We start from the raw sequence: 25,362 nt of genomic DNA, 5'->3' as shown, positions 1-25,362 counted from the left end.
CCGCTCGGAAGGCAGCAGTGAACGCTCGCACCCCCCACCACCCCGCCCTGCGCCGGGCCCGCACGGCCGTCGCCGCGGCCGCCGCCGCGCTGTCCCTCGCCGCCTGCGGTGTCGTCGACGGCATCGCGGGCGCCGACTCCGCCCAGGAACAGCGCAGCAGCGACGACGTCACCGTCGGACTGCTCCTGCCCGACAAGACCACCGCGCGCTTCGAGCGGTTCGACCACCCGCTGATCGAGAAGGAGGTCGCCTCCCTCACCCACGGCAGGGGCAAGGTCGTCTACGTCAACGCCGAGTCGAGCACGACGAAGCAGAGCCGCCAGTTCCGGCGGCTGATCGAGGACCGGGTGGACGTGATCCTGGTGGACGCCGTGGACTCCAAGGCCATCGCGTCCGATGTGCGCCGGGCCAAGGACGCCGGCATCCCGGTCATCGCCTACGACCGCCTGGCCGAGGGCCCCGTCGACGCCTACGTGTCCCACGACAACGAACTCGTCGGCGAGGTGCAGGCCCGCTCCCTCGTCCAGCGCCTCGGCTCCAAGGCCCTGACCAGCAAGGTCGTCGTGATGCACGGCGACCCCGCCGACCCGAACACGGCCCGCTTCAAGCGGGGCGCGGTCACCGAGCTCCAGGGCGACGTGAACATCGTCAAGGAGTACGACACCCGCAAGTGGTCGCCCGAGGCCGCCAAGGCCAACATGCGCAAGGCCATCGCGGCCGTCGGCGCGGACGGCATCGCCGCGGTCTACTCGGCCAACGACGGCATGGCGGGCGCCGCCATCGACGCGCTCAAGGAGGCCGGCGTCGGCCGGGTGCCGCCGGTGACCGGGCAGGACGCGAACCTGGACGCCATCCAGCGGATCGTCGCCGGGGAGCAGTACATGACGGTGTACAAGCCGTTCGAGCTGGAGGCGACCACCGCCGCCCGGATGGCCGTCTACAAGGTGCAGGGCCGTGGTGTCGCCTTCGACGCCCTGGTCCAGGACGTGGTCGACAGCCCCACCCGGGAGGACATCCCGGCCGCGCTGCTGACGGTGGTCGCCGTGACCCGCGAGAACATCGACGACACGGTCGTCCGGGACGGCGTGTACACCGTCGGTCAGATATGCACCCCGAAGTACGCGGCCGACTGCGCCGCGATCGGCCTCGGCTGACGGGACGCGGGCGGGACGGTCCCCGGTCTCAGGCGGGACGGTCCCCGGTCTCAGGCGGTGCCCCTGCGGGCGAGCAGGAAGGCCTGCGGGGACGTCTCGTCGAGGGCGGGGTCCGCCTCCCGGACCGTGCGGGAGTGCAGGGCGAAACCGGCCCGCGTCAGCAGCGCGGCCATGTCGTCCGGGCGGCGGCGCAGGAAGGTCAGCGCGACCGGATGCCCGAACGGCCGGTCGTGGTGCCGGTGTTCGTCCCCCGCCTGGAAGGCGACCAGCAGGGGAGCCCCCGGCGCCAGCACCCGGTGGAACTCGGCGAAGAGCGCCGGCAGCCGGTCCTCCGGGAGGTGGATGGAGGAGTAGAACGACACGGCACCGGACAGCGCCCCGTCCGGCAGGTCCAGCTCCAGCATCGACCCCCGCTCGAACCGCAGCCCGGGGTTCTCCCGGCGGGCGATCGCGAGCATCGACTCCGACAGGTCGACGCCGAACACGTCCAGGCCCAGCGCGGCGAGGCGGGCCGTGGTCCGGCCGGGCCCGCAGCCCAGGTCGGCCACCGGTCCGGCGCCGCCCGCGAGTTCGGCGAACACCCGCAGCACGGCACGCTCCAGGGGCCGCTGGGCCATCTCGTCCTCGAAGAGCCTGGCGTAGTCCTCGGCGATGGCGTCGTAGAAGGTGCGGGTGGCGGTCAGGAAGTCGGCTTCGGTCATGGCCCGCGACCCTAGTGGCTGCCTGCGGGGCAGGGACCCTGCCCGCGCCCTACTCGGGTTCCCGGCCCTTGCCGCCCGCGCCCATGCGGCCACCGCCGCGCGCGCCGCCCAGCGCCGCGCCGCCCGCCACGCCCACCCCCATGCCCAGGCCCAACCCGAGGGCCAGGTTGTCGAACACCGTCGTCCCGAGCACGACGCCGAGCGCCAGGCCCAGGGAGATCCCGAGCGACACACCGGTCGCCAGGCCCGTGTCCCGCTCCCGGCCGCCGCCGTTCTCACCGCTTGTCATCCGGCGATCCTCCCACGCGGACCGCTCACGCCACCCCCACCGCCCGCAGCAGCGCGGCCGACCCCGCGGCCGCCAGCACCACCACCGGGAACGGCGCGCCCCGCCACGCGAGGACGCCGCCCACCAGCACCCCCGCCGGGCGGGCCCAGCCGGCGAACCCGCCGCCCTCCGTCAGCGCTCCCGTGGCCAGCAGTGCCACGAGCAGCACCACCGCGCCGGCCGCCGGCAACCGCCGCACCCGCGCGGGCAGCGCGATCCGTCCGTGCAGCGCCGGGCCCACCAGCCGGAAGGCGTACGTCCCGGCCGCGAGCACCAGGATCACGGTGACCGTCGCCGTCGTGGAGGTCATGCCGTACCGCCCTTCCCGCCGTGGGCCACCAGGCCCGTGAGCGCCAGCAGCACGGGCACGCCCGCCGGGACGGCCGGGGTGACGGCGAGGGCGAGCGCGGCGCCGAGCAGCGCCGCCCTGCGCACGGAGCGGTCCCTGCGCAGGACCGGCAGCACCAGCGCCACGAGCACCGCCGGGAAGGCGGCGTCGAGTCCGTAGGTCGCCGGGTCGCCGAGCGCGGTCCCGGCGAAGGCACCGGCCAGGACGCCGGTGTTCCAGGCGGCGAACATGCCGAGGCCGTTCACCCAGAACGCGGCCCGGCGGCGGGCCGGGTCCTGCTGCGCCAGCGTGAACGCCACCGTCTCGTCGGTGACCAGGTGCGCGCCGGCCAGGCGGGCGAGCCGGCCCGGCCCCAGGACGTCCGCCACGGCGAGGCTGAAGGCCGCGGTACGGGTGTTGAGGATCAGGCCGGTGGCCACCGCGGCGAGCGGCCCGCCCCCGGCCAGCAGCAGCCCGACGGCGCTGAACTGCGCCGACCCCGCATACACGACGAGCGACATGGCCACCGGCACCCAGAGCGGCAGCCCGCCGGCCACCGCGATCGCGCCGAAGGACACGCCGACGACCCCGGTCGCCAGCCACATGAGGGCGCTGTCGCGCACCAGGGGTGCCATCATCGGTGTTCGGAGCAGCGAACGCATGTTTCCCAGAATGAACAGCTGGGTCGCTGTTCGTCAAGGCGAACAGATGGACCGGCAGAACGAACGACTGGAAGTGAGCCGATGGGTGAGCCCCTCACGTGGATCGCCACCTCCCTGCGCCGCGAGCGCGCCCGTGCCGGGTTGTCCCTGTCCGAGCTGGCCAAACGGGCGGGCATCGCGAAGTCCACGCTCTCCCAGCTGGAGGGCGGCGGCGGGAATCCCAGCGTGGAGACGCTGTGGGCGCTCGGCGTGGCGCTCGGGGTGCCGTTCAGCACGCTGGTGGAGCCGCCGGCCCCCGCGGTCCAGGTGATCCGGGCGGGCGAGGGGCCCGCGGTGGCGTCCGAGCGCGCCGACTACGTCGCCACCCTGCTCTCCGCGAGTCCGCCGGGCGCCCGGCGGGACATCTACCACCTGCGCGCGGAACCGGGCGCGGCCCGTGAGTCCGAGCCGCACATCCCGGGCACCGTGGAGCACCTGATCGTCGGGGCGGGCCGGGTGAAGGCGGGACCGCGCGGCGAGGAGGCGGAGCTGGGCCCCGGGGACTACATGACGTACCGCGGCGACGTGCCGCACGCGTACGAGGGGCTGGAGCCGGGGACCTTCTTCGTCCTCGTCATGCAGCACGTGTGAGAACGGCCCCGTGAAGGAAAAAAGGCAGGAGCCCCGACGCCTTGCGGCGCGGGGCTCCTTGGGTACTGCGCTCAGTTCCGGATCAAAGCACCAGGCTCCGAGGACCGAAGATCAGACGGGGGTGACGTTCTCCGCCTGCGGGCCCTTCGGGCCCTGGGTCACGTCGAAGGAGACCTGCTGGTTCTCCTCCAGCGAGCGGAAGCCGCTCGCGTTGATCGCGGAGTAGTGAACGAAGACGTCGGGGCCGCCGCCTTCCTGGGCGATGAAGCCAAAGCCCTTTTCGGCGTTGAACCACTTCACGGTTCCGGTAGCCATAAGCCCTCCTTGGGCCCAAAGGGTTGCCCTGCTCCAGAACCTGCAAGTGTGAAAACGAGTGCCGCACATCTGCATACGTCTGAAAACGACTAGAGCCCGCGGTTACATGCTCCGCAGGCTCTGTACTGCAAGGGAAACCAAACTGCAACTTGCGGCGAGCCTAGCATGCAGGCGGCCGAAAGCAATAGAGGTCAAGATCACTTCACTCGGAGGTTTGAAGATCCGTGTCGGGAGTTGACCGAAGCCGATGACCTGCATGTCACGACCCTGAAGACCGGACGCTACTCCATGGGGTCTAGTCTCGCGATGTGGACAATTCTCGCACCCGCCCCCGCGTGGGCCACATCCAGTTCCTCAACTGCCTGCCTCTGTACTGGGGGCTCGCGAGAACCGGCACGCTCCTCGACTTCGAGCTGACGAAGGACACCCCGGAGAAGCTCAGCGAGCAGCTGGTGCGCGGCGATCTCGACATCGGCCCGATCACGCTCGTCGAGTTCCTGCGCAACGCCGGCGATCTGGTCGCCTTCCCCGACATCGCCGTCGGCTGCGACGGACCGGTGATGTCCTGCGTGATCGTCTCGCAGGTCCCCCTCGACCAGCTGGACGGCGCCCGCGTCGCCCTCGGCTCGACCTCCCGCACCTCGGTCCGGCTCGCCCAACTGCTGCTCGCCGAGCGGTACGGCGTCCGTCCCGCCTACTACACCTGCCCGCCCGACCTCAGCGTGATGATGCAGGAGGCGGAGGCGGCGGTCCTCATCGGCGACGCGGCGCTGCGGGCCAATCTCCTCGACGGCCCGCGCTACGGGCTCCAGGTGCACGACCTGGGTTCGCTCTGGAAGGAGTGGACCGGCCTGCCCTTCGTCTTCGCCGTGTGGGCGGCGCGCCGCGACTATCTGGAGCGGGAGCCGGACATCACCCGCAAGGTCCACGAGGCATTCCTCGCCTCGCGCAACCTCTCCCTGGACGAGGTCGGCAAGGTCGCGGAACAGGCGGCGCGCTGGGAGGCCTTCGACGAGAAGGTCCTGGAGCGGTATTTCACGACGCTCGACTTCCGTTTCGGCGCACCCCAGCTGGAAGCGGTCGCGGAGTTCGCACGCCGCGTCGGGCCGACCACGGGATTTCCCGCGGACGTGAAGGTCGAACTGCTCCATCCGTGAACGCCCGGCCCCCGAAGCCGGCACCGGCGAGGCGTCATGGGTGAGGTCTTCTGCGTGCCGTCCGCATGTACGGAAGGCCGTGGAAGGCGTTCTCCCGCCGGGACCTTCACCCATGAGGCCCGCGCCCATCGGACTGACGGGCCGGCGGGGGCAGTTCCGGCCCGCGCCGGAGAACGCGGACCCGATCCGCACTAATCTGCTGCGAAGTTGGCGGGGGTGCTGGGCCGTACGGGGGAGAGGTGGACGCCGATGCAGCCACTCGGCATGGACGAGCCCACGGTCGTCGGGCCGTACCGGATCCTCGGACGGCTCGGCTCCGGCGGGATGGGCCGGGTCTACCTCGGCCGCAGCTCCGGGGGCCGCACGGTCGCTGTCAAGATCGTGCACCCCCACCTCGCGCTCGACGAGGAGTTCCGCACCCGCTTCCGGCGGGAGGTCGACGCGGCCCGGCGGGTGGGCGGCGCGTGGACGGCGCCCGTGCTGGATGCCGACCCGGAGGCCGCGGTGCCCTGGGTGGCCACCGGGTACGCGGCCGGTCCCTCGCTCTCAAGTGCCGTCGCCGACTCCGGCGCCCTGCCCGCCGCGTCCGTACGGGCCCTCGGGGCCGGACTCGCGGAGGCGCTGGCCGCGGTGCACGACCTGGGGCTGGTGCACCGGGACGTCAAGCCGTCGAACGTCCTGCTGACCCTCGACGGCCCCCTGCTGATCGACTTCGGCATCGCACGGGCCCTGGACGGCACCGCCTCCCTCACCTCCAGCGGCGTCTCCATCGGCTCACCCGGCTACATGGCGCCCGAGCAGATCCTGGGCAAGGGCGTCACGGGGGCGGCGGACGTCTTCTCGCTGGGCGCCGTGCTCGCCTACGCGGCGGCCGGCGAACCGCCGTTCTCCGGGGACACCTCGGCAGCCCTGCTCTACAAGGTCGTCCACGAGGAGCCCGAGCTCGACGCCCTGGACGACACGTTGCGCGAACTGGTCGCCCGGTGCCTGGCCAAGGAGCCGGGAGCGCGGCCCGCCCCGGGCGAGCTGGCCGCGCGGCTGGCGCCCGAGGGCGCGGCCCGGCTGATGGCGGGCGGCTGGCTGCCCGGGCCGCTGGTCGAGCAGGTCAGCCGGGGCGCCGTGCGGCTGCTGAACCTGGAGGCCGGGGAGGACGCCCTCAGCCGGCCGGTCGCGGTCGGCGAGTTCGGGCCGGCCCCGGTGATGCCCGCCCCGGTGCCCGCGCCCCGTGACGCGGTGCCCGCACCCGACGACTCCACCGACGCGTCCCCTCCCGCCGAGCCCGGTGTGTCCGTCGCGGCTCGCGGGCGCAGGGTGAGCTGCACGGTCACCCTGGCCGTCGCGGGCGCCCTCGCGGCGGTCACGCTCGCCGCCGTCGTCGTCCTCGACCGGATGCCGGGCCGGGGCGCCGACGACCGCGACACGAGCGCGGGCTCCGACGCCGCCCCGTCCCGGACGCCGGGTGCGACGGAGGGCTCCGTCCCCGCCCGGTACCTCGGCACCTGGGAGGGGAAGGCCACGGCCGTGGGCGGCTCCCTGCCCGCCGGCACCTTCCGGCTCACCGTGCACAAGGCGGAGGTCGGCGAGGAACTGGGCAGGCTGCGCCAGACCGATCTGCTCGGCGGTGTCTGCAACGACGTCCTCACCCTGAAGAAGGTGACGGCGCGACAGCTCGTCGTGACGTCCGTGGGCGCGAAGGGCAACCACGCCGGCTGCAACCCCGAACCGCACACCGTCCGCATCACACCGGCGGGCGACGACCTCGTGTACCGCTCGGAGAGCTCGGCGGAGGGCGAGCCCGAGGCCCGCCTGTCCAAGACCGGCCAGGGGAGCGGCTGATGGAGGTGAGCACCCCGGTCGTCGTCGCCGTGGCCGCGCTGTGGGGAGCGATCGCGGGGGCGTTGCTGCCCCGGGCCGCCTACCGTTTCTCCGCGCCCGGCGAGGAGCCGTGGCGGGCGCACTGCCCGGCCGGCCACCCGGTGCCGGGATGGCTCGGCCCGGCCGGCTGCCGGCGGTGCGGGCCCCGTGCCCGCCACGGACCGGGCGCCACCGTGCCCGTCCTCGTCACCGCCGTGGTCTGCGCCGCCCTCGCCGCCGCCACCGGCACCCGGCCCGAGCTGGGCGCCTGGCTGCTGCTGGCGCCCGGCGGCGTCCTGCTCACGGTCGTCGACCTCCGGGTGCGGCGCCTCCCCGACCCGCTCACGTTCTCCCTCGCGGGCGGCGCGCTCGCCCTGCTGGGCCTGGTCGCCGCCGTCCCCGAGCACGCCGGGCACTGGCCGACCGCCGTGGCGGCGTCCCTCGCGCTCGGCGCCTTCTACTACGGCCTGCATCTGCTCAACCCCGACGGCATGGGCTTCGGCGACGTGAAACTGGCGCTCGGCGCGGGCGCGGTCCTGGGCTGGTACGGCTGGCCGACGGTCATGCTCGGCACCTTCGCCGGGTTCCTGTCCGGAGCGCTGTACGGCTGGGGTCTGGTCGCCCTGCGCCGGGCCGGGCGCACCTCGGCGATCCCCTTCGGCCCGTTCCTCCTCGGCGGAGCGCTCGCGGGGGTGCTGATCGGGGCGTACGCGGCCTGACGTCGGCCCTGTCAGGGGCCTGGCGTACGCTGGTTCGGTCCGCCCACCCGTCTCCCACCCCCATCCTTATGAAGAGCGCGCTCCGCGCACACCTCTTGATTACTTGACGAAAGGGACGCCCCCGGTGACCGAGAAGGCCGACCTCCAGTCTGTGCTCGACCGTGCCGCGGCGGGCGGGCGGATCACCCCCGAGGAAGCGCTCGACCTCTACCGCGACGCCCCGCTGCACGCGCTCGGGGCCGCCGCCGACGCCGTGCGCCGCCGCCGTTACGCGGGCACCGAGCACATCGCGACGTACATCATCGAGCGGAACATCAACTACACGAACGTGTGCGTCACGGCGTGCAAGTTCTGCGCCTTCTACGCCCCGCCGAAGGACACGGCCAAGGGCTGGACCCGCGACCTCGACGACATCCTGCGGCGCTGCGCGGAGACCGTCGAACTCGGCGGCACCCAGATCATGTTCCAGGGCGGCCACCACCCGGACTACGGCGTCGAGTACTACGAGAAGCACTTCGCGGCCATCAAGAAGGAGTTCCCGCAGCTCGTCATCCACAGCCTGGGGGCGAGCGAGGTCGAGCACATGGCCCGGATCTCCAAGGTCGGCGTCGAGGAGGCGATCCAGCGGATCCACGCGGCCGGCCTCGACTCCTTCGCCGGCGCGGGCGCGGAGCTGCTGCCCGAGCGCCCCCGCAAGGCCATCGCGCCCCTCAAGGAGTCCGGCGAGCGCTGGCTGGAGATCATGGAGACCGCCCACAACCTGGGCGTGGAGTCCACCTCCACCATGCTGATGGGCACCGGCGAGACCAACGCCGAGCGGATCGAGCACCTGCGGATGATCCGTGACGTGCAGGACCGCACGGGCGGCTTCCGGGCCTTCATCCCGTACCTGTACCAGCCCATGAACAACCACCTGAAGGGCCGGACGCAGGCCACGATCTTCGAGTACCTGCGGATGATCGCGATCTCCCGGCTCTTCATGGACAACATCGCCCACATCCAGGGCTCCTGGCTGACCACCGGCCAGGACGCGGGCCAGCTGACGCTGCACTACGGCGCGGACGACCTGGGCTCGGTCATGCTGGAGGAGAACGTCGTCTCGGCGGCCGGTGCCAAGCACCGCTCCAACCTCCAGGAGATGATCGACATGATCCGTTCCGCGGGGCGGGTCCCGGCCCAGCGCTCGACGACGTACGAGCACCTCGTCGTGCACGACGACCCGGCGAACGACCCCGTCGACAGCCGCGTCATGTCCCACATCTCCTCGACGGCGATCGAGGGCGGCACGGCGCACCCCGAGCTGAAGATCCTCGCCTCCAACTGACGTCCCCGTGCTGACCCTTCACGTCGCCGACGCCTCGCCCGAGAGCGCCGTCCTTGTCGACGGCGCGCACATCGCCGCCGTCGGCCCGTACGAGGAACTGGCTGCCGCCCATCCCGACGCCCGGCTGCGCAAGTGGCCCGGCATCCTGACACCTGGACTGCTCAACCCGTACGGCCCGGAACTGCTGGAGCAGGCCTACCACCCCGACCCGCGCGAGGCGGACCGGCTCGGCACCGGGCCGGTGTTCGGCGAGCGTGCGCGGGACCTCCTCGGCGCGGGACCGTCCGTGCGAGGAGCCAGCGCCCGCCGCGGGGTCCAGCGCCTGCTGGCGCACGGCACGGTCGCGATCGCCGGTGAACTGCGCAGCCGTGAGGCCCTGGACGCGGTCCGCAGGGCCGGGCTCGCCCTGGCGGGACGCCCGGCCGCACTGCCCGGCCCTCCGGCGCTCTCGCCGGTGCCGCTCGTCCTGCTGCCGGGCCTCGCCGCCGGGAAGCGCGCGCGGTTCGCGGTGTTCGACGTGCCCGACCGCGCGGCCCTCGTCCGGGAGGGTGCGTCCACCTGCGTGGCCACCGTCGTGGCCGGCCGCCTGGTGCACCGCCGGCGCTGACCGCGCGGCCGTCCCGGAAGCCGCCGCGGGCGGACCAGGGAGCGGCTGCAAGAATGGGCGTGTGACCCGCGCATCCCTGGACAAGCAGCCGCACGAAGTCGCCTCGATGTTCGACAACGTGGCGGAACGGTACGACCTGACCAACGACGTGCTGTCGCTCGGGCAGGACCGCAGATGGCGCAAGGAGGTCGCCCGCGCCGTCGACGCCCGCCCCGCGCAGAAGGTCCTCGACCTCGCCGCCGGCACGGCCACCTCCTCGCTGCCCTTCGCGCAGACCGGTGCCTACGTCGTCCCCTGCGACTTCTCCCTCGGCATGCTCCAGGTCGGCAAGCGCAAGCACACCTGGCTGCCGTTCACCGCGGGCGACGCGACCCGACTGCCGTTCCGGGACGACACGTTCGACGCCGTCACGATCTCCTTCGGGCTGCGCAACGTGCAGGACTTCGACACCGCGCTGCGCGAGATGCACCGGGTGACCCGGCCCGGCGGCCGCGTCGTCATCTGCGAGTTCTCGCACCCGACGTGGGCGCCCTTCCGCACCGTCTACACCGAGTACCTGATGCGCGCCCTGCCGCCGGTCGCCCGCGCGGTGTCCTCGAACCCGGACGCGTACGTCTACCTCGCCGAGTCCATCCGCGCCTGGCCCGACCAGCCGGCCCTCGCCGAGCGGCTGCGCAAGGCGGGCTGGTCCAAGGTGGCCTGGCGGAACCTGACGGGCGGGGTCGTCGCCCTGCACCGCGGGTTCAAGCAGAGCTGACCACGGGGTAGGGGTCTCCGGGCTCGTCGAGCGCGCGGGGCCTGCCGCCCGACGGCGGGCGCGGTATGCGCGGCTCGCGCACCCCTCCGCCGCCCTCTCCCTCGCCGAAGTCGAACCAGACGGCGACCGTCGAGTCCCGCGGCACCGGGGTGCCGGGCTGCGGGTACTGACGGACGACGTAGTCGACGACGACGAGCGGGAAGTCCGGCCGGTCGGGTGCGGTCAGGGACAGGCCGTGGGACTTGGCCGCCTCACGGGCGTCCATGGCCATCAGTCCGACGAGTCGCGGGACCCGCACCTCGGGTGTCGTGGGTGTTGTGTGCACAGATGTCACCCCCAGCGGTACCTGCAGGGTAACCGCCCGGGGGTGCCGCCCGGAAGCGCCAAGTGTCTTTCTGTGACAGTCGGTTACTCTGCGTGTCCGGCCGGGGCGTCCAGGTCGAGCCGGTAGCAGTGTCCCCGCCGGGCGTCCGGCGTGCTGAAGACCTCCGCGAGCCGCATCCCCAGCCGCCGCGTCACCGCGATCGACCGCTCGTTGCGGGCGTCCACCATCGCGACGACCCCCGGCACCCCGGCGGCCCGCACCCGCTCCAGCGTCTGGAGCGCGGCCGCCGTGACGTACCCCTTGCCCCAGTGCTCCCGGGCGAGCCGCCACCCGATCTCGATCTCCCCGGTGGGACCCCACTGCCGTTCCCAGGGCTGGGCGCCGGTGAAGCCGATGACCCGGTCGTCCTCGTCGAGCATCGTCCACAGACAGAAACCGCGCTCGGCGTCGTGCCGGCGCTGGCGGGCGGTGAGCTCCTCGTAGACGGAGAGTCCGGCGGCCCGGCCGCCGTGGAACTCCATGACGTCGGGATGGGCGAAGGCCCGGTGCCAGGCCACCGCGTCCTCGTCGGTGGGCACACGCAGCCGTACTACGGGCAGAGCTCGGTTCACAGGGCAGCCCTTCAGCCGGGTGATCAATTGTGCTGCATAGACTGCCCATGTCCAGTGCCCGTCGGCACGCAGATTCCGAACCTTGGGGAGTTCCCGCCGTGACCGAGCCCCTCTCCGAAAACACCGCCGATGTCATCGTCGTCGGAGCGGGCCCAGCCGGCTCCACCACCGCGTACCACCTCGCCAGGGCCGGACTCGACGTACTGCTCCTGGAGAAGACCGAGTTCCCGCGGGAGAAGGTCTGCGGCGACGGGCTGACCCCCCGCGCCACCAAGCAGCTCGTCGCCATGGGCATCGACATCTCCGAGGAGGCCGGCTGGCTGCGCAACAAGGGCCTGCGGATCATCGGCGGCGGCGTGCGCCTCCAGCTGGACTGGCCGGATCTCGCCTCCTTCCCGGACTACGGACTCGTCCGCAAGCGCGACGACTTCGACGAGCAACTCGCCCGCCAGGCCCAGAAGGCGGGCGCCCGGCTCTTCGAGCGCTGCAACGTCGGCGCCCCGATCATCGACGACCGCACCGGCCGGATCACCGGCGTCCACGCCAAACTCGGCGAGGAGAAGCGCGAGGTCACCTTCCGGGCGCCGCTGGTCGTCGCCGCCGACGGCAACTCCACCCGGCTGTCCCTGGCGATGGGGCTGCACCGCCGCGAGGACCGCCCGATGGGCGTGGCGGTGCGCACGTACTTCACCAGCCCGCGCCACGAGGACGACTATCTGGAGTCCTGGCTGGAGCTGTGGGACCGCCGCGGCGCCGAGGACCGCCTGCTGCCGGGCTACGGCTGGATCTTCGGCATGGGCGACGGCACGTCCAACGTCGGACTCGGCGTGCTCAACACCTCCGCTTCCTTCAAGGAACTGGACTGGCGCGAGGTCCTGAAGGCGTGGTGCGCCTCGATGCCGGAGGACTGGGGCTACACCCCGGAGAACATGACCGGCCCGATCCGCGGCGCCGCCCTGCCGATGGCCTTCAACCGCCAGCCGCACTACACCAAGGGCCTGCTGCTCGTCGGCGACGCCGGCGGCCTGGTGAACCCCTTCAACGGCGAGGGCATCGCCTACGCCATGGAGTCCGGGCAGATCGCCGCCGACGTCATCGTCCAGGCGCACGCCCGCTCGACCCCCGCGGGCCGGGAGATGGCCCTCCAGCGCTACCCGCAGGTCCTCAAGGACACCTACGGCGGCTACTACACGCTGGGCCGCGCCTTCGTGAAGCTCATCGGCAACCCCAAGGTCATGAAGATCGCCACGCAGCGCGGTCTGACCCACCCGATGCTCATGAAGTTCACGCTGAAGCTCCTGGCGAACCTCACGGACCCGACCGGCGGCGACGCGATGGACCGGATCATCAACGGCCTGAGCAAGGTGGCCCCGAAGGCCTGACCGCCCCGCCCGGGGAACTCCGGGCACGCGTAAGGGCCGCTGCCCCCGAGCGGCTGCGGCCCTTACGGCGATCTGTACGGCTCAGAGCACGCGGACCGCGCCCGACGCCGGGTAACCCGACAGGTCCTGGATGACGACGCCCTTGGAGGGGTTGGCCGCGTCCAGGTACTGGCCGTTACCGATGTAGACGCCCACATGGTAGGCGGAACCCTTGCCGCCCCAGTAGAGGATGTCGCCGACCTGGACCTGCGACAGCGGGATGTCGGTGCCGGCCATCGACTGGTCCTGGGAGACCCGCGGCAGGTCGACGCCGACCTGCTTGAAGGCGGCCTGCACCAGGCTGGAGCAGTCCCACGCGTTGGGGCCGGTGGCACCCATGACATACGCGTCGCCGACCTGAGCCTTGAGGAAGGAGACGACCGTCGCGACGCTGCCGCTGGCGGGGGCGGAGACGCTCGCGGAGGCGGACAGGGTGGCGCGCTCGGTGCTGCGCGACGCGGCGGCCTCTGCGGCGGCCTTACGGGCCTCCTCGGCCTTCTTCTTCGCCTCGGCCTTCTTCTTGGCCTGTGCGAGGTCCTTCCTGGCCTCCTGGGCCGCCGCGGCGGCGGCCGCGTCACGCTCGGCCTCGAGCTCGTAGTTCGCCGCCGCCAGCTGCGTGGCGTCCGCGGACTGGGCGAGCTGGTCCGCCAGGTCCCCCGAGAGGGTGGGCAGTTCGATGGTCTGCGTGACCGGCTCGGCGGCGTTCGCCGTGGCCGCAGCACCAGCCGCCGCCATGCTGAGGACGCCACCGGCGACTCCGGCACGCATCGCGATCGTGGTCGACGCGGTGCGGCGGGGCTTCCGGTGGCTGCGTATGTGAGCGGTGTGGGACATGGGTACAACCGGTATCAGGGGCTCCTCCATACCTTCAAGAAACGTGGGCTGCGCCACAGTTGTTCAACGGACGCCCCAAATTCCCGGCGGAGCGCCCTTTATTGACGCCGTAACGGACATTACGGACGGCCGTCATCCTGCCCGTGATCAAGGGCTTTCATCATTAAGTCCTAATTGCCCCGCGCTTACCACTGGTTGGGACCATTGGCCAAGCCCGGTTCTCACGGACCCCTGACAGGTGTGGCGGAGGTCACGCAACGGTTACGGTCGCGGGCGCGTCCGGAGTCCGGATCGCGCCTGTGGAGTTCGTGAACGCGCGCACGCGTCCACATCGGACCCCGCCGCTCCCTCTGATGTGTGAACGCGGTCCCCTATCAAGTCCGTCGGTCCAACTCCAATTTGCATGCAAGGGAAGCCTCTTGATATGGAGACGCCCCCTCTGAGCTGCGCCGACGAGCGAAAATGTCACCTCTGGTGATCACTCGGACGCTTCAGGTGCGAAGATCACCGCTCATCCGTGTTCATGATCGTTCGTCAGGTGGTGGAGATCACAAAGCTTGTGCAATACCCCGTGTCGCAGATCACAGACCGGCAGGCATAAGATGCGAGGCAGTTGGGCTTGTGACCTGCTTCACATGTTCTCGATCTTCGCCGGGACGAGCGGTGTTCGTGGGACCGGTGGGGTGGCCGTGAGCCCAGTGCAACCTCCCCCAGGTCTCGGCTCCGCTCGACCAGGGGGGACCCCCATGCAGTCAGTGCCGACTGAGAGGAGCGAGGAGCGGTGAACGCGTATGCGCCCATCCTCGTACTGGGAGCCCTCGGGGCAGGCTTTGCGATCTTCTCCGTGGTCATGGCCACGCTGATCGGTCCGAAGCGGTACAACCGGGCCAAGCTCGAGGCTTACGAGTGCGGAATCGAGCCGACCCCCACGCCGGCCGGTGGCGGGCGCTTCCCCATCAAGTACTACCTGACGGCGATGCTCTTCATCATCTTCGATATCGAGATCGTCTTCCTCTACCCCTGGGCCGTCACCTTCGACTCCCTGGGGATCTTCGGGCTCGTGGAGATGCTGCTCTTCGTGCTCACCGTCTTCGTCGCGTACGCGTACGTATGGCGGCGCGGCGGCCTGGAATGGGACTGAGGGGCCTTTAACGACATGGGACTCGAAGAAAAGCTGCCGAGCGGATTCCTGCTGACCACCGTCGAGCAGGCTGCGGGCTGGGTGCGCAAGGCGTCCGTCTTCCCGGCCACCTTCGGCCTCGCGTGCTGCGCCATCGAGATGATGACGACCGGCGCCGGCCGCTACGACCTGGCGCGCTTCGGAATGGAGGTCTTCCGCGGATCGCCGCGCCAGGCCGACCTGATGATCGTCGCCGGCCGGGTCAGCCAGAAGATGGCGCCGGTGCTCCGGCAGGTCTACGACCAGATGCCGAACCCCAAGTGGGTGATCTCCATGGGGGTCTGCGCCTCCTCGGGCGGCATGTTCAACAACTACGCGATCGTCCAGGGCGTCGACCACATCGTCCCGGTCGACATCTATCTCCCGGGCTGTCCGCCACGGCCCGAGATGCTGTTGGACGCCATCCTCAAGCTGCACCAGAAGATCCAGGGCTCCAAGCTCGGGGTCAACGCCGAGGAAGCGGCCCGTGAGGCGGAGGAAGCGGCGCTCAAGGCCCTGCCCACGATCGAGATGAAGGGGCTGCTGCGGTGAGCGACGCCAACGGCACCAACGGGGCGAACGGGTCGAACGGGGCGAACCCCGAGAAGGACCTGTCCGCCTCCAACCTCCCCGGCCGGCGCGGCCAGGGCGGCGAGGAGATCCGCGTCCAGCGCGGCATGTTCGGCGCCGGCAACGGCGGCGACACCTCCGGATACGGCGGCCTGGTCCGCTCGGTCCGCCTCCCGGGACCGGCGAGCCGTCCCTACGGCGGCTGGTTCGACGAGGTCGCCGACGAACTCGAGGGCGCGCTGGAGGAACAGGGCCTGCTGCCCGACAACGCCATCGAGAAGACGGTCGTCGACCGCGACGAACTGACCTTCCACGTCGAACGCGAGCACCTGCTCCGCGTCGCCCGCACCCTGCGCGACGACCCGGCCCTGCGGTTCGAGCTGTGCACGGGCGTCAGCGGCGTCCACTACCCGCACGACAAGGGCCGCGAGCTGCACGCCGTCTACCACCTGCGCTCGATCACCCACAACCGGCTGATCCGCGTGGAGGTCAGCGTCCCGGACAGCGACCCGCACGTCCCGTCGCTCGTCTCCGTGTACCCGACGAACGACTGGCACGAGCGCGAGACGTACGACTTCTTCGGCATCGTCTTCGACGGTCACCCCGCCCTGACGCGGATCATGATGCCGGACGACTGGCAGGGCCACCCGCAGCGCAAGGACTACCCCCTCGGCGGCATCGCCGTCGAGTACAAGGGCGCCCAGATCCCGGCTCCGGACCAGCGGAGGTCGTACTCGTGAGCACGCAGTCAGCATCCGCCCGTGAAACCACCGAGGGCACGGTCTACACCGTCACCGGCGGCGACTGGGACGAGGTCGTCGAGTCCGCGGCCAAGGCCGACGACGAGCGCATCGTCGTCAACATGGGCCCCCAGCACCCGTCCACCCACGGAGTGCTGCGCCTGATCCTGGAGATCGAGGGCGAGACGGTCACCGAGGCCCGCTGCGGCATCGGCTACCTCCACACCGGTATCGAGAAGAACCTCGAGTACCGGACCTGGACGCAGGGCACCACGTTCGTGACGCGCATGGACTACCTGACGTCCTTCTTCAACGAGACGGCATACTGCCTCGCCGTGGAGAAGCTCCTCGGCATCGAGGACGAGATCACCGAGCGCGCCAAGATCATCCGAGTGCTCCTGATGGAGCTGAACCGGCTCTCCTCCCACCTGGTGTGCATCGCCACCGGCGGCATGGAGCTCGGCGCCACCACGATCATGATCTACGGATTCCGTGATCGTGAAATGATTCTCGACATCTACGAGCTCATCACGGGCCTGCGGATGAACCACGCGTACATCCGCCCCGGCGGACTCGCGCAGGACCTGCCGCCCGGCGCGGTGGACCACATCCGCGAGTTCGTGAAGAAGATGAGGAAGAACCTCCCGGAGTACGACAAGCTCGCCACCGGGAACCCCATCTTCAAGGCCCGTATGCAGGACGTCGGCTACCTCAACCTGGCCGGCTGCATGGCCCTCGGCGCCACCGGCCCGATCCTGCGCTCCACCGGCCTCCCGCACGACCTGCGCAAGGCGCAGCCGTACTGCGGCTACGAGACCTACGACTTCGAGATCCCGACCGCCGACACCTGCGACTCCTACGGGCGCTTCCTGATCCGCCTGGAGGAGATGCGCCAGTCGCTGGGGATCGTCGAGCAGTGCCTGGACCGGCTCGAGCCGGGCCCGGTCATGGTCGCCGACAAGAAGATCGCCTGGCCCGCCCAGCTCGCCCTGGGACCCGACGGGCTCGGCAACTCCCTCGACCACATCAAGAAGATCATGGGCACCTCCATGGAGGCCCTGATCCACCACTTCAAGCTGGTCACCGAGGGCTTCCGCGTCCCGCCGGGACAGACCTACGCGGCCGTCGAGTCGCCCAAGGGGGAACTCGGGGTGCACGCCGTCTCCGACGGAGGCACCCGCCCCTTCCGGGTCCACTTCCGCGACCCGTCCTTCACCAACCTGCAGGCCATGGCGGCGATGTGCGAGGGCGGCCAGGTCGCCGACGTCATCGTCGCCGTCGCGTCCATCGACCCCGTGATGGGAGGCGTCGACCGGTGACCACCTCATCTTCCGAGCGGGGCGTCAGCCTGGGCATGCCCGAACTGCCCGCCCCCGGCTACCCGGACGACGTGCGCGCCCGGCTGGAGGCCGACGCCCGCGAGATCGTCGCCCGCTACCCGGACTCGCGGTCCGCCCTGCTGCCGCTGCTGCACCTCGTGCAGGCGGAGGAGGGCCACGTCACGCGCACCGGGATGCAGTTCTGCGCGGACGTGCTCGGCCTGACCACGGCCGAGGTCACCGCGGTCGCGACCTTCTACACCATGTACCGCCGCAAGCCGTCCGGCGACTACCAGGTGGGCGTGTGCACCAACACGCTGTGCGCGGTCATGGGCGGCGACGCCATCTTCGAGGAGCTCCAGGAACACCTGGGCGTCGGCAACGGCGAGACCACCGACGACGGCAAGGTCACCCTGGAGCACATCGAGTGCAACGCGGCCTGCGACTACGCCCCGGTCGTGATGGTCAACTGGGAGTTCTTCGACAACCAGACCCCCGACAGCGCCAAGCGGCTCGTCGACGACCTGCGCGCCGGCCGTGACGTGGCGCCCACACGCGGGGCCCGCCTGTGCACCTTCAAGGAGACCGCGCGGATCCTGGCCGGCTTCCCCGACGAGCGGCCCGGAGCCGTCGAGGAGGGCGGCAGCGCCGGACCGGCGTCGCTGGTGGGCCTCCGCCTGGCCAGGGGAGAGGCCGCACCCGCGCGCGTGGTCCATCCGCGCGACGAGCCGCAGGACAGGACCGTGCACCAACCGTCGCCGGCTGAACACCTCAGCTCGCACGACGCGCCGCAGGATTCGTCCGCGTCCGACCCGGCCCACCCGGCGGGGCCTGTCGCCGAGGAGGGGGAGTGATGACATTGACAGCGGAGCTGAAGGAGAACAGTCCCGAGAAGCTGCTCGCACCCGTGCTGTCGGCCTTCTGGGACGAGGACCGGTCCTGGACGCTCGACGTCTACCGCAGGCACGAGGGGTACGAGGGACTCCGCAAGGCGCTCGCGATGTCGCCGGACGACCTCATCGCCTACGTCAAGGACTCCGGTCTGCGCGGGCGCGGCGGCGCGGGATTCCCCACCGGGATGAAGTGGCAGTTCATTCCGCAGGGAGACGGAAAGCCGCACTATCTGGTGGTCAACGCCGACGAATCGGAGCCGGGGACCTGCAAGGACATCCCCCTCCTCTTCGCGAACCCGCACAGCCTCATCGAGGGCATCGTGATCGCGTGCTACGCCATCCGGTCGTCGCATGCCTTCATCTATCTGCGGGGTGAAGTCGTCCCCGTCCTGCGGCGGTTGCACGAGGCCGTGCGCGAGGCCTACGCGGCGGGCTACCTCGGCAAGGACGTCCTGGGCAGCGGACTCGACCTCGAACTCACCGTGCACGCCGGAGCCGGCGCGTACATCTGCGGTGAGGAGACCGCGCTGCTCGACTCGCTCGAAGGCCGCCGTGGTCAACCGCGACTGCGTCCCCCCTTCCCGGCCGTGGCAGGTCTCTACGCCTGCCCCACCGTGGTGAACAACGTCGAGTCGATCGCGTCGGTTCCCGCCATCCTGAACCGGGGCAAGGAGTGGTTCCGCTCGATGGGCAGCGAGAAGTCCCCGGGCTTCACGCTGTACTCGCTCAGCGGCCATGTCGCCGGCCCCGGCCAGTACGAGGCGCCGCTCGGCATCACCCTGCGCCAGCTGCTCGACATGAGCGGCGGCATGCGGCCCGGCCACCGGCTGAAGTTCTGGACGCCGGGCGGCTCGTCCACGCCGATGTTCACCGACGAGCACCTCGACGTCCCCCTCGACTACGAAGGGGTGGGCGCCGCCGGCTCCATGCTCGGCACCAAGGCGCTCCAGTGCTTCGACGAGACGACCTGCGTGGTCCGCGCCGTCACCCGCTGGACCGAGTTCTACGCCCACGAGTCCTGCGGCAAGTGCACGCCCTGCCGCGAAGGCACGTACTGGCTCGTGCAGTTGCTGCGCGACATCGAGGCCGGCAAGGGCGTGATGAGCGACCTCGACAAGCTGAACGACATCGCCGACAACATCAACGGCAAGTCCTTCTGCGCCCTCGGCGACGGTGCCGCCTCGCCGATCTTCTCCTCGCTGAAGTACTTCCGCGAGGAGTACGAGGAGCACATCACGGGCCGTGGCTGCCCCTTCGACCCCGCCAAGTCGACGGCCTGGGCCGACCACCGCACGGAGGTGAACGCATGACTGTGACCACCAGCGCTCCCTCCGGAGGGGGAGAGGCGGCGGTCCCGCCGGAGGACCTCGTGACGCTGACGATCGACGGCGCCGAGATCAGCGTGCCCAAGGGCACCCTGGTCATCCGGGCCGCCGAGCAGCTCGGCATCGAGATCCCGCGCTTCTGCGACCACCCGCTCCTCGACCCGGCCGGCGCCTGCCGCCAGTGCATCGTCGAGGTCGAGGGCCAGCGCAAGCCGATGGCGTCCTGCACGATCACGTGCACCGACGGCATGGTCGTGAAGACGCACCTCACCTCGCCGGTCGCGGAGAAGGCGCAGAAGGGTGTGATGGAGCTCCTGCTCATCAACCACCCGCTGGATTGCCCGGTCTGCGACAAGGGCGGCGAGTGCCCGCTGCAGAACCAGGCCATGTCGCACGGCGCCGCCGAGTCCCGCTTCGAGGGCAGGAAGCGCACGTACGAGAAGCCCGTCCCGATCTCCACGCAGGTGCTGCTCGACCGCGAGCGGTGCGTGCTGTGCGCCCGCTGCACCCGGTTCTCCAACCAGGTCGCGGGCGACCCGATGATCGAGCTGGTCGAACGCGGCGCCCTCCAGCAGGTCGGCACCGGCGAGGGCGACCCGTTCGAGTCGTACTTCTCCGGCAACACCATCCAGATCTGCCCGGTCGGCGCGCTCACCTCGGCGGCGTACCGATTCCGCTCCCGGCCCTTCGACCTGGTCTCCTCGCCGTCGGTGTGCGAGCACTGCTCGGGCGGCTGCGCCACCCGCACCGACCACCGGCGCGGCAAGGTCATGCGGCGCCTCGCGGCGGACGACCCCGAGGTCAACGAGGAGTGGATCTGCGACAAGGGGCGCTTCGCCTTCCGCTACGCCCAGCAGCGCGACCGGCTGGACACCCCGCTGGTGCGCAACGCCGAGGGCGACCTCGAACCGGCGTCCTGGCCGGAGGCGCTCCAGATCGCCGCCCAGGGGCTGCTCGCCTCGCGCGGCCGGACCGGTGTGCTGACCGGTGGCCGGCTCACCGTCGAGGACGCCTACGCGTACAGCAAGTTCGCGCGCGTGGCCCTCGACACCAACGACATCGACTTCCGCGCGCGGGCGCACAGCGGCGAGGAGGCCGACTTCCTCGCCGCCCAGATCGCCGGTCGCGGCCGTGACCTCGACGGCAGCGGAGTCACCTACACCTCCCTGGAGAACGCGCCCGCCGTCCTGCTGGCCGGGTTCGAGGCCGAGGAGGAGGCACCCGGCGTCTTCCTGCGGCTGCGCAAGGCGTGGCGCAAGCACGGCCAGAGGGTCTTCTCCCTGGCCACGCACGCGACCCGGGGCCTGGAGAAGGCCGGCGGCACCCTGCTGCCCGCCGCTCCCGGCACCGAGACCAAGTGGCTGGACGCGCTCGCCGCCGGCACCGGCCTGGAGGGCCCCGGCGCCGAGGCGGCCGGGGCGCTGCGCACCGAGGGTGCAGTGATCGTCGTCGGCGAGCGGCTGGCCGCCGTCCCGGGCGGGCTCACCGCCGCCGTGCGGGCCGCGGCCGCCACCGGCGCCCAGCTGGTGTGGATCCCGCGCCGGGCCGGGGAGCGGGCCGCCGTCGAGGTGGGCGCGCTGCCGTCGCTGCTACCCGGCGGGCGTCCCGCGACCGACCCGCGCGCGCGGGACGAGGTCGCCGCCCTGTGGGGCGTGGCCGAACTCCCCTCCCGCTACGGCCGTGACACCGGGCAGATCGTGGAGGCCGCCGCGCGCGGCGAGCTCCAGGCCCTGCTGGTCGCGGGCGTCGAGGTCGCCGACCTGCCCGACCCGGCACGCGCGCGCGAGGCGCTCGCCGAGGCCGGCTTCGTGGTCTCGCTCGAGTTGCGGCCCAGCGAGGTGACGGAGCTCGCCGACGTGGTGCTGCCGGTGGCCGCCGTCGCCGAGAAGGCCGGCACCTTCCTCAATTGGGAGGGCCGGGTGCGCTTCTTCGAGGCCGCGCTGAAGCCCGACCAGTCGACCCGCCGGCCGGCCCCGGCCGACGCGCGGGTCCTGCAGATGCTGGCCGACGCGATGGACGTGCACCTGGGGCTGCCCGACCTGCGCACCACGCGCGCGGAGATCGACCGGCTCGGCTCCTGGGACGGTCCGCGGGCCGCCCAGCCGCTGGAGATCGCCGCCCAGCTGCCGCGTCCGGCGGCCGGTGAGGCCGTCCTCGCCGGGCACCGGCTGCTGCTCGACCAGGGCCTGCTCCAGCAGGGCGACGAGGCGCTCGCCGGTACCCGGCACGCCGCCCACGCGCGCGTGTCGGCCGCCACGGCCGCCGAGGCGGGCGTGAAGGACGGCGACGTGCTCGCCGTCACCGGGCCCGCCGGGGTCGTCGAACTGCCGCTCCAGATCACGGAGATGCCCGACCGGGTGGTGTGGCTGCCGCTGAACTCCGCCGGCGCGGGCGTCGCCTCCGACGCCGGGGTGCTGCCCGGCTCACTCGTCCGTATCGGCCCGGCGACCCTCGCGTCCGAGGCCCCCGAGGAGGTGGAGGCATGAGCCCTTTCCTCGCCGCTGAAGACCTCTCGATGTTCGGCCGCGACCCCTGGTGGCTGGTCGTCGTCAAGGCGGTGTTCTGCTTCGCCTTCCTGATGGTGACCGTGCTGTTCTCGATCGTCTGGGAGCGCAAGGTCGTCGCGTGGATGCAGTTGCGCATCGGCCCCAACCGGCACGGCCCCTGGGGCATGCTCCAGTCCCTCGCCGACGGCATCAAGCTGATGCTCAAGGAAGACGTCATCGTCAAGCGCGCCGACAAGGTGGTGTACGTCCTCGCGCCGATCGTCGCGGCCATCCCGGCCTTCATGGCGATCGCGGTGATCCCCTTCGGCCCGGCCGGCAACGAGATCTCGATCTTCGGCCAGCGCACCACGATGCAGCTCACCGACCTGCCGATCGCGATGCTCTACATCCTCGCGGTCGCCTCGGTCGGCATCTACGGCATCGTGCTCGCGGGCTGGAGCTCCGGATCGACGTACCCGCTGCTCGGCGGTCTGCGCTCGTGCGCGCAGATGATCTCCTACGAGATCGCGATGGGCGCCGCGTTCGCCTCGGTGTTCCTCTACTCCGGGTCGATGTCCACCTCGGCGATCGTCGAGGCGCAGCACGACCGCTGGTACATCGTCCTGCTGCCGGTGTCGTTCCTGATCTACATCGTGACGATGGTCGGCGAGACCAACCGCGCCCCCTTCGACATGCCGGAGTCCGAGGGCGACCTGGTCGGCGGTTTCAACACCGAGTACTCGTCCATCAAGTTCGCGATGTTCATGCTCGCCGAGTACGTGAACATGGTGACGGTCTCGGCGGTGTCCGTGACGCTCTTCCTGGGCGGCTGGCGGGCGCCTTACCCGATCAGCTCCTTCTGGGAGGGCGCGAACCACGGCTGGTGGCCGCTGCTCTGGTTCGTCATCAAGGTGCAGCTGCTGCTGTTCTTCTTCATCTGGCTGCGCGGCACGCTCCCGCGCGTGCGCTACGACCAGCTGATGAAGCTCGGCTGGAAGGTCCTCATCCCGGTCTCCGTCGTCTGGCTGATGCTGGTCGCGACCGTGCGGACGCTGCGCAACGAGAACTACGACTTCGCGGACATCGCCCTGTACGTCGGCGGCGGAGTCATCGCGCTGCTGTTGCTCTCCGTCATCGCGGACCTGTTCCGCGAGCGGGCGAAGGGCGCGGCGCAACCCGCCGAGGAGCCCGCCGGGTTCGACCCGATGGCCGGTGGCTTCCCCGTACCGCCGCTGCCCGGACAGGAGCTGCCGCCGGTCCCGCGGCGCCGGCCGAGCCGGGAGCGGGAGCTGATTGTCAGTGGCGGGTCCGATACTCACAGTGACGGATCTCTGGATGGAAAGGAGGCGTCCGATGGCTGAGGAGCCCAAGGAGGCCGGGCAGACGAAGCCCAGCTTCCAGAACCCCGTGGCCGGCTTCGCCGTGACCTTCAAGGCCATGTTCAAGAAGCGGCTGACCGAGCAGTACCCGGAGCAGCAGAAGACCACCGCTCCGCGCTTCCACGGACGGCACCAGCTCAACCGCCATCCGGACGGCCTGGAGAAGTGCGTCGGCTGCGAGCTGTGCGCCTGGGCCTGTCCCGCCGACGCCATCTACGTGGAGGGCGCCGACAACACCGACGAGGAGCGCTACTCGCCGGGCGAGCGGTACGGCCGCGTCTACCAGATCAACTACGCCCGCTGCATCCTGTGCGGCCTGTGCATCGAGGCGTGCCCCACGCGCGCGCTCACGATGACCAACGAGTTCGAGCTGGCGGACTCCAGCCGCGCCAACCTCATCTACACCAAGGAGCAGTTGCTCGCCGGTCTGGAGGAGGGCATGGTCGACTCGCCCCACGCCATCTACCCCGGCACCGACGAGCAGGACTACTACCGGGGGCTGGTGACGGAGGCCGCGCCGGGCACGACCCGGCAGGTCGCGGTCTCCAAGGGCGAGGCCCCGCAGGAAGGCGCCTCGACCTTCGGCGAGGACGAGCCGGCCTCGGGGAAGGCGGTCGGCCGATGAGCGCTCAGATCGCCGCCGCCTACTCCACCTCCACCGGCGAGGCCGTGCAGTTCTGGATCCTCGGCACCGTCGCCGTGCTCGGCGCCCTGGGCACCGTCTTCCTCAAGAGGGCCGTGCACAGCGCGCTCTGCCTCGCCGGCACCATGATCGTCCTTGCGGTGTTCTACCTGGCCAACGGCGCGTACTTCCTGGGCGTCGTGCAGATCGTCGTCTACACCGGCGCGATCATGATGCTGTTCCTCTTCGTGGTGATGCTGGTCGGCGTGACGGCCGCGGACTCCCTGAAGGAGACCATCAAGGGCCAGCGCTGGCTGGCCCTTCTGTGCGGCCTCGGCTTCGGCATCCTGCTGTTCGCCGGCATCGGGAACGCGTCGCTGCGGCAGTTCGACGGCCTCGCGCAGGCCAACGCGAACGGCAACGTGGAGGGCCTGGCCACCCTCATCTTCACGAGGTACGTCTTCGCGTTCGAGATCACCGGCGCCCTGCTGATCACCGCCGCGATCGGCGCCATGGTCCTCACGCACCGCGAGCGCACCGAGCGCGCCAAGACCCAGCGGGAGCTGTCCGAGGAGCGCGTGCGCGAGGGCAAGCACGTCCCGCCGCTCCCGGCGCCCGGCGTCTACGCCCGGCACAACGCCGTGGACATCGCCGGTCTGCTGCCCGACGGCACCCCGTCCGACCTCACCGTCAGCAAGACGCTGCGCGAGCGCGGCCAGATCCGTGACGTGTCCACCGAGGCGCTCAACGACCTGCGGGCCCTGGAGCAGCGCGCGGCGGAGCGCCTGGAGCGGACGCCGATCGAGCCGTCCACCTTCAAGCGTCCGGAGGAGGCGTCCAAGTGAACCCGGTCAACTACGTCTACCTCGCGGCCCTGTTGTTCACGATCGGCGCCACCGGCGTGCTGATCAGGCGCAACGCGATCGTCCTCTTCATGTGCGTCGAGCTGATGCTCAACGCCTGCAACCTCACGCTGGTGGCGTTCTCCCGGATGCACGGCAATCTGGACGGCCAGATCATCGCCTTCTTCACGATGGTCGTGGCCGCCGCGGAGGTCGTCGTCGGGCTCGCGATCATCGTGTCGCTGTTCCGTTCCCGCCACTCGGCCTCGGTCGACGACGCCAGCCTGATGAAGCTCTGAG

At 71.1% G+C, this 25,362-nt stretch carries 28 protein-coding genes; 20 read left to right on the top strand and 8 right to left on the bottom strand.

What is annotated here, in order from left to right:
- The first annotated feature begins 17 nt into the window (after positions 1-17).
- Positions 18-1,154: a sugar ABC transporter substrate-binding protein gene (locus ACFRAC_RS18560; RefSeq protein ID WP_382924921.1), complete on the top strand. Its 1,137-nt coding sequence runs from the start codon at positions 18-20 to the stop codon at positions 1,152-1,154.
- 50 nt (positions 1,155-1,204) lie between these two features.
- On the opposite strand, the gene ACFRAC_RS18555 is transcribed toward ACFRAC_RS18560, so the two are convergent.
- The 4 genes from ACFRAC_RS18555 to ACFRAC_RS18540 are packed head-to-tail and all read right to left on the bottom strand — an operon-like array spanning position 1,205 to position 3,173.
- Positions 1,205-1,855, bottom strand: coding sequence for a methyltransferase domain-containing protein (locus ACFRAC_RS18555; RefSeq protein ID WP_382924920.1), 651 nt, complete (start codon positions 1,853-1,855; stop codon positions 1,205-1,207).
- Positions 1,856-1,904: 49 nt separating this feature from the next.
- Entirely contained in the window at positions 1,905-2,144 is a 240-nt protein-coding gene (locus ACFRAC_RS18550) for a hypothetical protein (RefSeq protein WP_382924919.1), read from the bottom strand.
- A gap of 25 nt (positions 2,145-2,169) precedes the next feature.
- The gene (locus tag ACFRAC_RS18545; protein WP_382924918.1) at positions 2,170-2,493 is read right to left on the bottom strand and encodes an AzlD domain-containing protein; all 324 of its coding nucleotides are present in this window, start codon (positions 2,491-2,493) and stop codon (positions 2,170-2,172) included.
- Positions 2,490-3,173 carry an AzlC family ABC transporter permease gene (locus ACFRAC_RS18540; RefSeq protein WP_382924917.1) on the bottom strand — a complete coding sequence of 228 codons (684 nt, stop codon included), beginning with the start codon at positions 3,171-3,173 and terminating at the stop codon, positions 2,490-2,492. The genes ACFRAC_RS18545 and ACFRAC_RS18540 overlap by 4 nt, the downstream gene beginning before the upstream one ends.
- An 81-nt stretch (positions 3,174-3,254) precedes the next feature.
- On the opposite strand from ACFRAC_RS18540, the gene ACFRAC_RS18535 reads away from it, so the two are divergent.
- Positions 3,255-3,803 (top strand): helix-turn-helix domain-containing protein, encoded by a 549-nt coding sequence (locus ACFRAC_RS18535; RefSeq protein WP_382924916.1) that lies wholly within the window; start codon positions 3,255-3,257, stop codon positions 3,801-3,803.
- A gap of 111 nt (positions 3,804-3,914) precedes the next feature.
- Here the strand turns inward: ACFRAC_RS18535 and ACFRAC_RS18530 are convergent, their stop codons facing one another.
- The gene (locus ACFRAC_RS18530) at positions 3,915-4,118 is read right to left on the bottom strand and encodes a cold-shock protein (protein WP_003992177.1); all 204 of its coding nucleotides are present in this window, start codon (positions 4,116-4,118) and stop codon (positions 3,915-3,917) included.
- Positions 4,119-4,426: 308 nt separating this feature from the next.
- Here ACFRAC_RS18530 and ACFRAC_RS18525 point away from each other — a divergent pair, with 308 nt between their 5' ends.
- From ACFRAC_RS18525 to ACFRAC_RS18500, 6 genes are all read left to right on the top strand, one after another.
- A complete protein-coding gene (locus tag ACFRAC_RS18525) occupies positions 4,427-5,275 on the top strand; it encodes a menaquinone biosynthetic enzyme MqnA/MqnD family protein (RefSeq protein WP_382924915.1) in 849 nt (282 codons plus the stop codon).
- 249 nt (positions 5,276-5,524) lie between these two features.
- Positions 5,525-7,111, top strand: a complete 1,587-nt coding sequence (locus tag ACFRAC_RS18520) for a serine/threonine-protein kinase (protein WP_382924914.1) — start codon at positions 5,525-5,527, stop codon at positions 7,109-7,111.
- The gene (locus ACFRAC_RS18515) at positions 7,111-7,848 is read left to right on the top strand and encodes a prepilin peptidase (protein WP_382924913.1); all 738 of its coding nucleotides are present in this window, start codon (positions 7,111-7,113) and stop codon (positions 7,846-7,848) included. Before ACFRAC_RS18520 ends, ACFRAC_RS18515 begins: the two co-directional genes overlap by 1 nt.
- A gap of 124 nt (positions 7,849-7,972) precedes the next feature.
- Positions 7,973-9,172 carry a cyclic dehypoxanthinyl futalosine synthase gene (gene mqnC, locus ACFRAC_RS18510; RefSeq protein WP_382924912.1) on the top strand — a complete coding sequence of 400 codons (1,200 nt, stop codon included), beginning with the start codon at positions 7,973-7,975 and terminating at the stop codon, positions 9,170-9,172.
- Positions 9,173-9,179: 7 nt separating this feature from the next.
- Complete coding sequence (locus ACFRAC_RS18505) at positions 9,180-9,779, top strand: hypothetical protein (protein ID WP_382924911.1); 600 nt, start codon at positions 9,180-9,182, stop codon at positions 9,777-9,779.
- 61 nt (positions 9,780-9,840) lie between these two features.
- The gene (locus tag ACFRAC_RS18500; protein ID WP_382924910.1) at positions 9,841-10,536 is read left to right on the top strand and encodes a demethylmenaquinone methyltransferase; all 696 of its coding nucleotides are present in this window, start codon (positions 9,841-9,843) and stop codon (positions 10,534-10,536) included.
- Here the strand turns inward: ACFRAC_RS18500 and ACFRAC_RS18495 are convergent.
- A complete protein-coding gene (locus ACFRAC_RS18495; protein WP_382924976.1) occupies positions 10,523-10,834 on the bottom strand; it encodes a PASTA domain-containing protein in 312 nt (103 codons plus the stop codon). The genes ACFRAC_RS18500 and ACFRAC_RS18495 overlap by 14 nt on opposite strands.
- 110 nt (positions 10,835-10,944) lie before the next feature.
- Entirely contained in the window at positions 10,945-11,472 is a 528-nt protein-coding gene (locus ACFRAC_RS18490; RefSeq protein ID WP_382924909.1) for a GNAT family N-acetyltransferase, read from the bottom strand.
- 47 nt (positions 11,473-11,519) lie between these two features.
- Here ACFRAC_RS18490 and ACFRAC_RS18485 point away from each other — a divergent pair, with 47 nt between their 5' ends.
- Positions 11,520-12,854 carry a geranylgeranyl reductase family protein gene (locus tag ACFRAC_RS18485; RefSeq protein ID WP_382924908.1) on the top strand — a complete coding sequence of 445 codons (1,335 nt, stop codon included), beginning with the start codon at positions 11,520-11,522 and terminating at the stop codon, positions 12,852-12,854.
- An 81-nt stretch (positions 12,855-12,935) separates the two neighbouring features.
- Here ACFRAC_RS18485 and ACFRAC_RS18480 read toward each other — a convergent pair whose 3' ends face one another.
- Complete coding sequence (locus ACFRAC_RS18480; RefSeq protein ID WP_382924907.1) at positions 12,936-13,757, bottom strand: C40 family peptidase; 822 nt, start codon at positions 13,755-13,757, stop codon at positions 12,936-12,938.
- Positions 13,758-14,508: 751 nt separating this feature from the next.
- Between ACFRAC_RS18480 and ACFRAC_RS18475 the strand changes: the two genes are divergently transcribed.
- Genes ACFRAC_RS18475 through nuoK form a run of 11 tightly spaced genes read left to right on the top strand, consistent with a single transcriptional unit; the run spans position 14,509 to position 25,361 of the window.
- Positions 14,509-14,868, top strand: coding sequence for an NADH-quinone oxidoreductase subunit A (locus ACFRAC_RS18475; protein ID WP_030950624.1), 360 nt, complete (start codon positions 14,509-14,511; stop codon positions 14,866-14,868).
- A gap of 15 nt (positions 14,869-14,883) precedes the next feature.
- Entirely contained in the window at positions 14,884-15,438 is a 555-nt protein-coding gene (locus tag ACFRAC_RS18470; protein ID WP_329869522.1) for an NADH-quinone oxidoreductase subunit B family protein, read from the top strand.
- Entirely contained in the window at positions 15,435-16,196 is a 762-nt protein-coding gene (locus ACFRAC_RS18465) for an NADH-quinone oxidoreductase subunit C (RefSeq protein WP_382924906.1), read from the top strand. Before ACFRAC_RS18470 ends, ACFRAC_RS18465 begins: the two co-directional genes overlap by 4 nt.
- A complete protein-coding gene (locus ACFRAC_RS18460) occupies positions 16,193-17,515 on the top strand; it encodes an NADH-quinone oxidoreductase subunit D (protein ID WP_382924905.1) in 1,323 nt (440 codons plus the stop codon). Before ACFRAC_RS18465 ends, ACFRAC_RS18460 begins: the two co-directional genes overlap by 4 nt.
- A complete protein-coding gene (gene nuoE / locus ACFRAC_RS18455; protein WP_382924904.1) occupies positions 17,512-18,369 on the top strand; it encodes an NADH-quinone oxidoreductase subunit NuoE in 858 nt (285 codons plus the stop codon). Before ACFRAC_RS18460 ends, nuoE begins: the two co-directional genes overlap by 4 nt.
- The gene (nuoF, locus tag ACFRAC_RS18450) at positions 18,369-19,718 is read left to right on the top strand and encodes an NADH-quinone oxidoreductase subunit NuoF (protein ID WP_382924903.1); all 1,350 of its coding nucleotides are present in this window, start codon (positions 18,369-18,371) and stop codon (positions 19,716-19,718) included. The genes nuoE and nuoF overlap by 1 nt, the downstream gene beginning before the upstream one ends.
- Positions 19,715-22,219 (top strand): NADH-quinone oxidoreductase subunit G, encoded by a 2,505-nt coding sequence (locus ACFRAC_RS18445; protein ID WP_382924902.1) that lies wholly within the window; start codon positions 19,715-19,717, stop codon positions 22,217-22,219. Before nuoF ends, ACFRAC_RS18445 begins: the two co-directional genes overlap by 4 nt.
- Positions 22,216-23,580, top strand: coding sequence for an NADH-quinone oxidoreductase subunit NuoH (gene nuoH, locus ACFRAC_RS18440; protein ID WP_382924901.1), 1,365 nt, complete (start codon positions 22,216-22,218; stop codon positions 23,578-23,580). The genes ACFRAC_RS18445 and nuoH overlap by 4 nt, the downstream gene beginning before the upstream one ends.
- Positions 23,573-24,223: an NADH-quinone oxidoreductase subunit NuoI gene (gene nuoI / locus ACFRAC_RS18435; protein WP_382924900.1), complete on the top strand. Its 651-nt coding sequence runs from the start codon at positions 23,573-23,575 to the stop codon at positions 24,221-24,223. Before nuoH ends, nuoI begins: the two co-directional genes overlap by 8 nt.
- Positions 24,220-25,065, top strand: coding sequence for an NADH-quinone oxidoreductase subunit J (locus ACFRAC_RS18430; RefSeq protein WP_382924899.1), 846 nt, complete (start codon positions 24,220-24,222; stop codon positions 25,063-25,065). The genes nuoI and ACFRAC_RS18430 overlap by 4 nt, the downstream gene beginning before the upstream one ends.
- Entirely contained in the window at positions 25,062-25,361 is a 300-nt protein-coding gene (nuoK, locus tag ACFRAC_RS18425) for an NADH-quinone oxidoreductase subunit NuoK (RefSeq protein ID WP_062664186.1), read from the top strand. Before ACFRAC_RS18430 ends, nuoK begins: the two co-directional genes overlap by 4 nt.
- Position 25,362 lies beyond the last annotated feature (1 nt).

It is taken from the genome of Streptomyces sp. NPDC056628, assembly GCF_042792555.1.
Classification (GTDB): Bacteria; Actinomycetota; Actinomycetes; order Streptomycetales; family Streptomycetaceae; genus Streptomyces.
This window is presented reverse-complemented; position numbering and strand designations above follow the sequence as displayed.

Excerpts from the sequence above, each read along its gene's own strand:
- ACFRAC_RS18445 (WP_382924902.1), top strand. The coding sequence starts at position 19,715 with ATGACTGTGACCACCAGCGCTCCCTCCGGAGGGGGAGAGGCGGCGGTC.
- nuoI (WP_382924900.1), top strand. The coding sequence starts at position 23,573 with ATGGCTGAGGAGCCCAAGGAGGCCGGGCAGACGAAGCCCAGCTTCCAG.
- ACFRAC_RS18485 (WP_382924908.1), top strand. The coding sequence starts at position 11,520 with ATGTCCAGTGCCCGTCGGCACGCAGATTCCGAACCTTGGGGAGTTCCC.
- ACFRAC_RS18470 (WP_329869522.1), top strand. The coding sequence starts at position 14,884 with ATGGGACTCGAAGAAAAGCTGCCGAGCGGATTCCTGCTGACCACCGTC.
- ACFRAC_RS18530 (WP_003992177.1), bottom strand. The coding sequence starts at position 4,118 with ATGGCTACCGGAACCGTGAAGTGGTTCAACGCCGAAAAGGGCTTTGGC.
- ACFRAC_RS18540 (WP_382924917.1), bottom strand. The coding sequence starts at position 3,173 with ATGCGTTCGCTGCTCCGAACACCGATGATGGCACCCCTGGTGCGCGAC.
- ACFRAC_RS18550 (WP_382924919.1), bottom strand. The coding sequence starts at position 2,144 with ATGACAAGCGGTGAGAACGGCGGCGGCCGGGAGCGGGACACGGGCCTG.
- ACFRAC_RS18480 (WP_382924907.1), bottom strand. The coding sequence starts at position 13,757 with ATGGAGGAGCCCCTGATACCGGTTGTACCCATGTCCCACACCGCTCAC.
- ACFRAC_RS18555 (WP_382924920.1), bottom strand. The coding sequence starts at position 1,855 with ATGACCGAAGCCGACTTCCTGACCGCCACCCGCACCTTCTACGACGCC.
- ACFRAC_RS18520 (WP_382924914.1), top strand. The coding sequence starts at position 5,525 with ATGCAGCCACTCGGCATGGACGAGCCCACGGTCGTCGGGCCGTACCGG.
- ACFRAC_RS18545 (WP_382924918.1), bottom strand. The coding sequence starts at position 2,493 with ATGACCTCCACGACGGCGACGGTCACCGTGATCCTGGTGCTCGCGGCC.
- ACFRAC_RS18430 (WP_382924899.1), top strand. The coding sequence starts at position 24,220 with ATGAGCGCTCAGATCGCCGCCGCCTACTCCACCTCCACCGGCGAGGCC.
- ACFRAC_RS18515 (WP_382924913.1), top strand. The coding sequence starts at position 7,111 with ATGGAGGTGAGCACCCCGGTCGTCGTCGCCGTGGCCGCGCTGTGGGGA.
- ACFRAC_RS18535 (WP_382924916.1), top strand. The coding sequence starts at position 3,255 with ATGGGTGAGCCCCTCACGTGGATCGCCACCTCCCTGCGCCGCGAGCGC.
- nuoF (WP_382924903.1), top strand. The coding sequence starts at position 18,369 with ATGACATTGACAGCGGAGCTGAAGGAGAACAGTCCCGAGAAGCTGCTC.
- nuoH (WP_382924901.1), top strand. The coding sequence starts at position 22,216 with ATGAGCCCTTTCCTCGCCGCTGAAGACCTCTCGATGTTCGGCCGCGAC.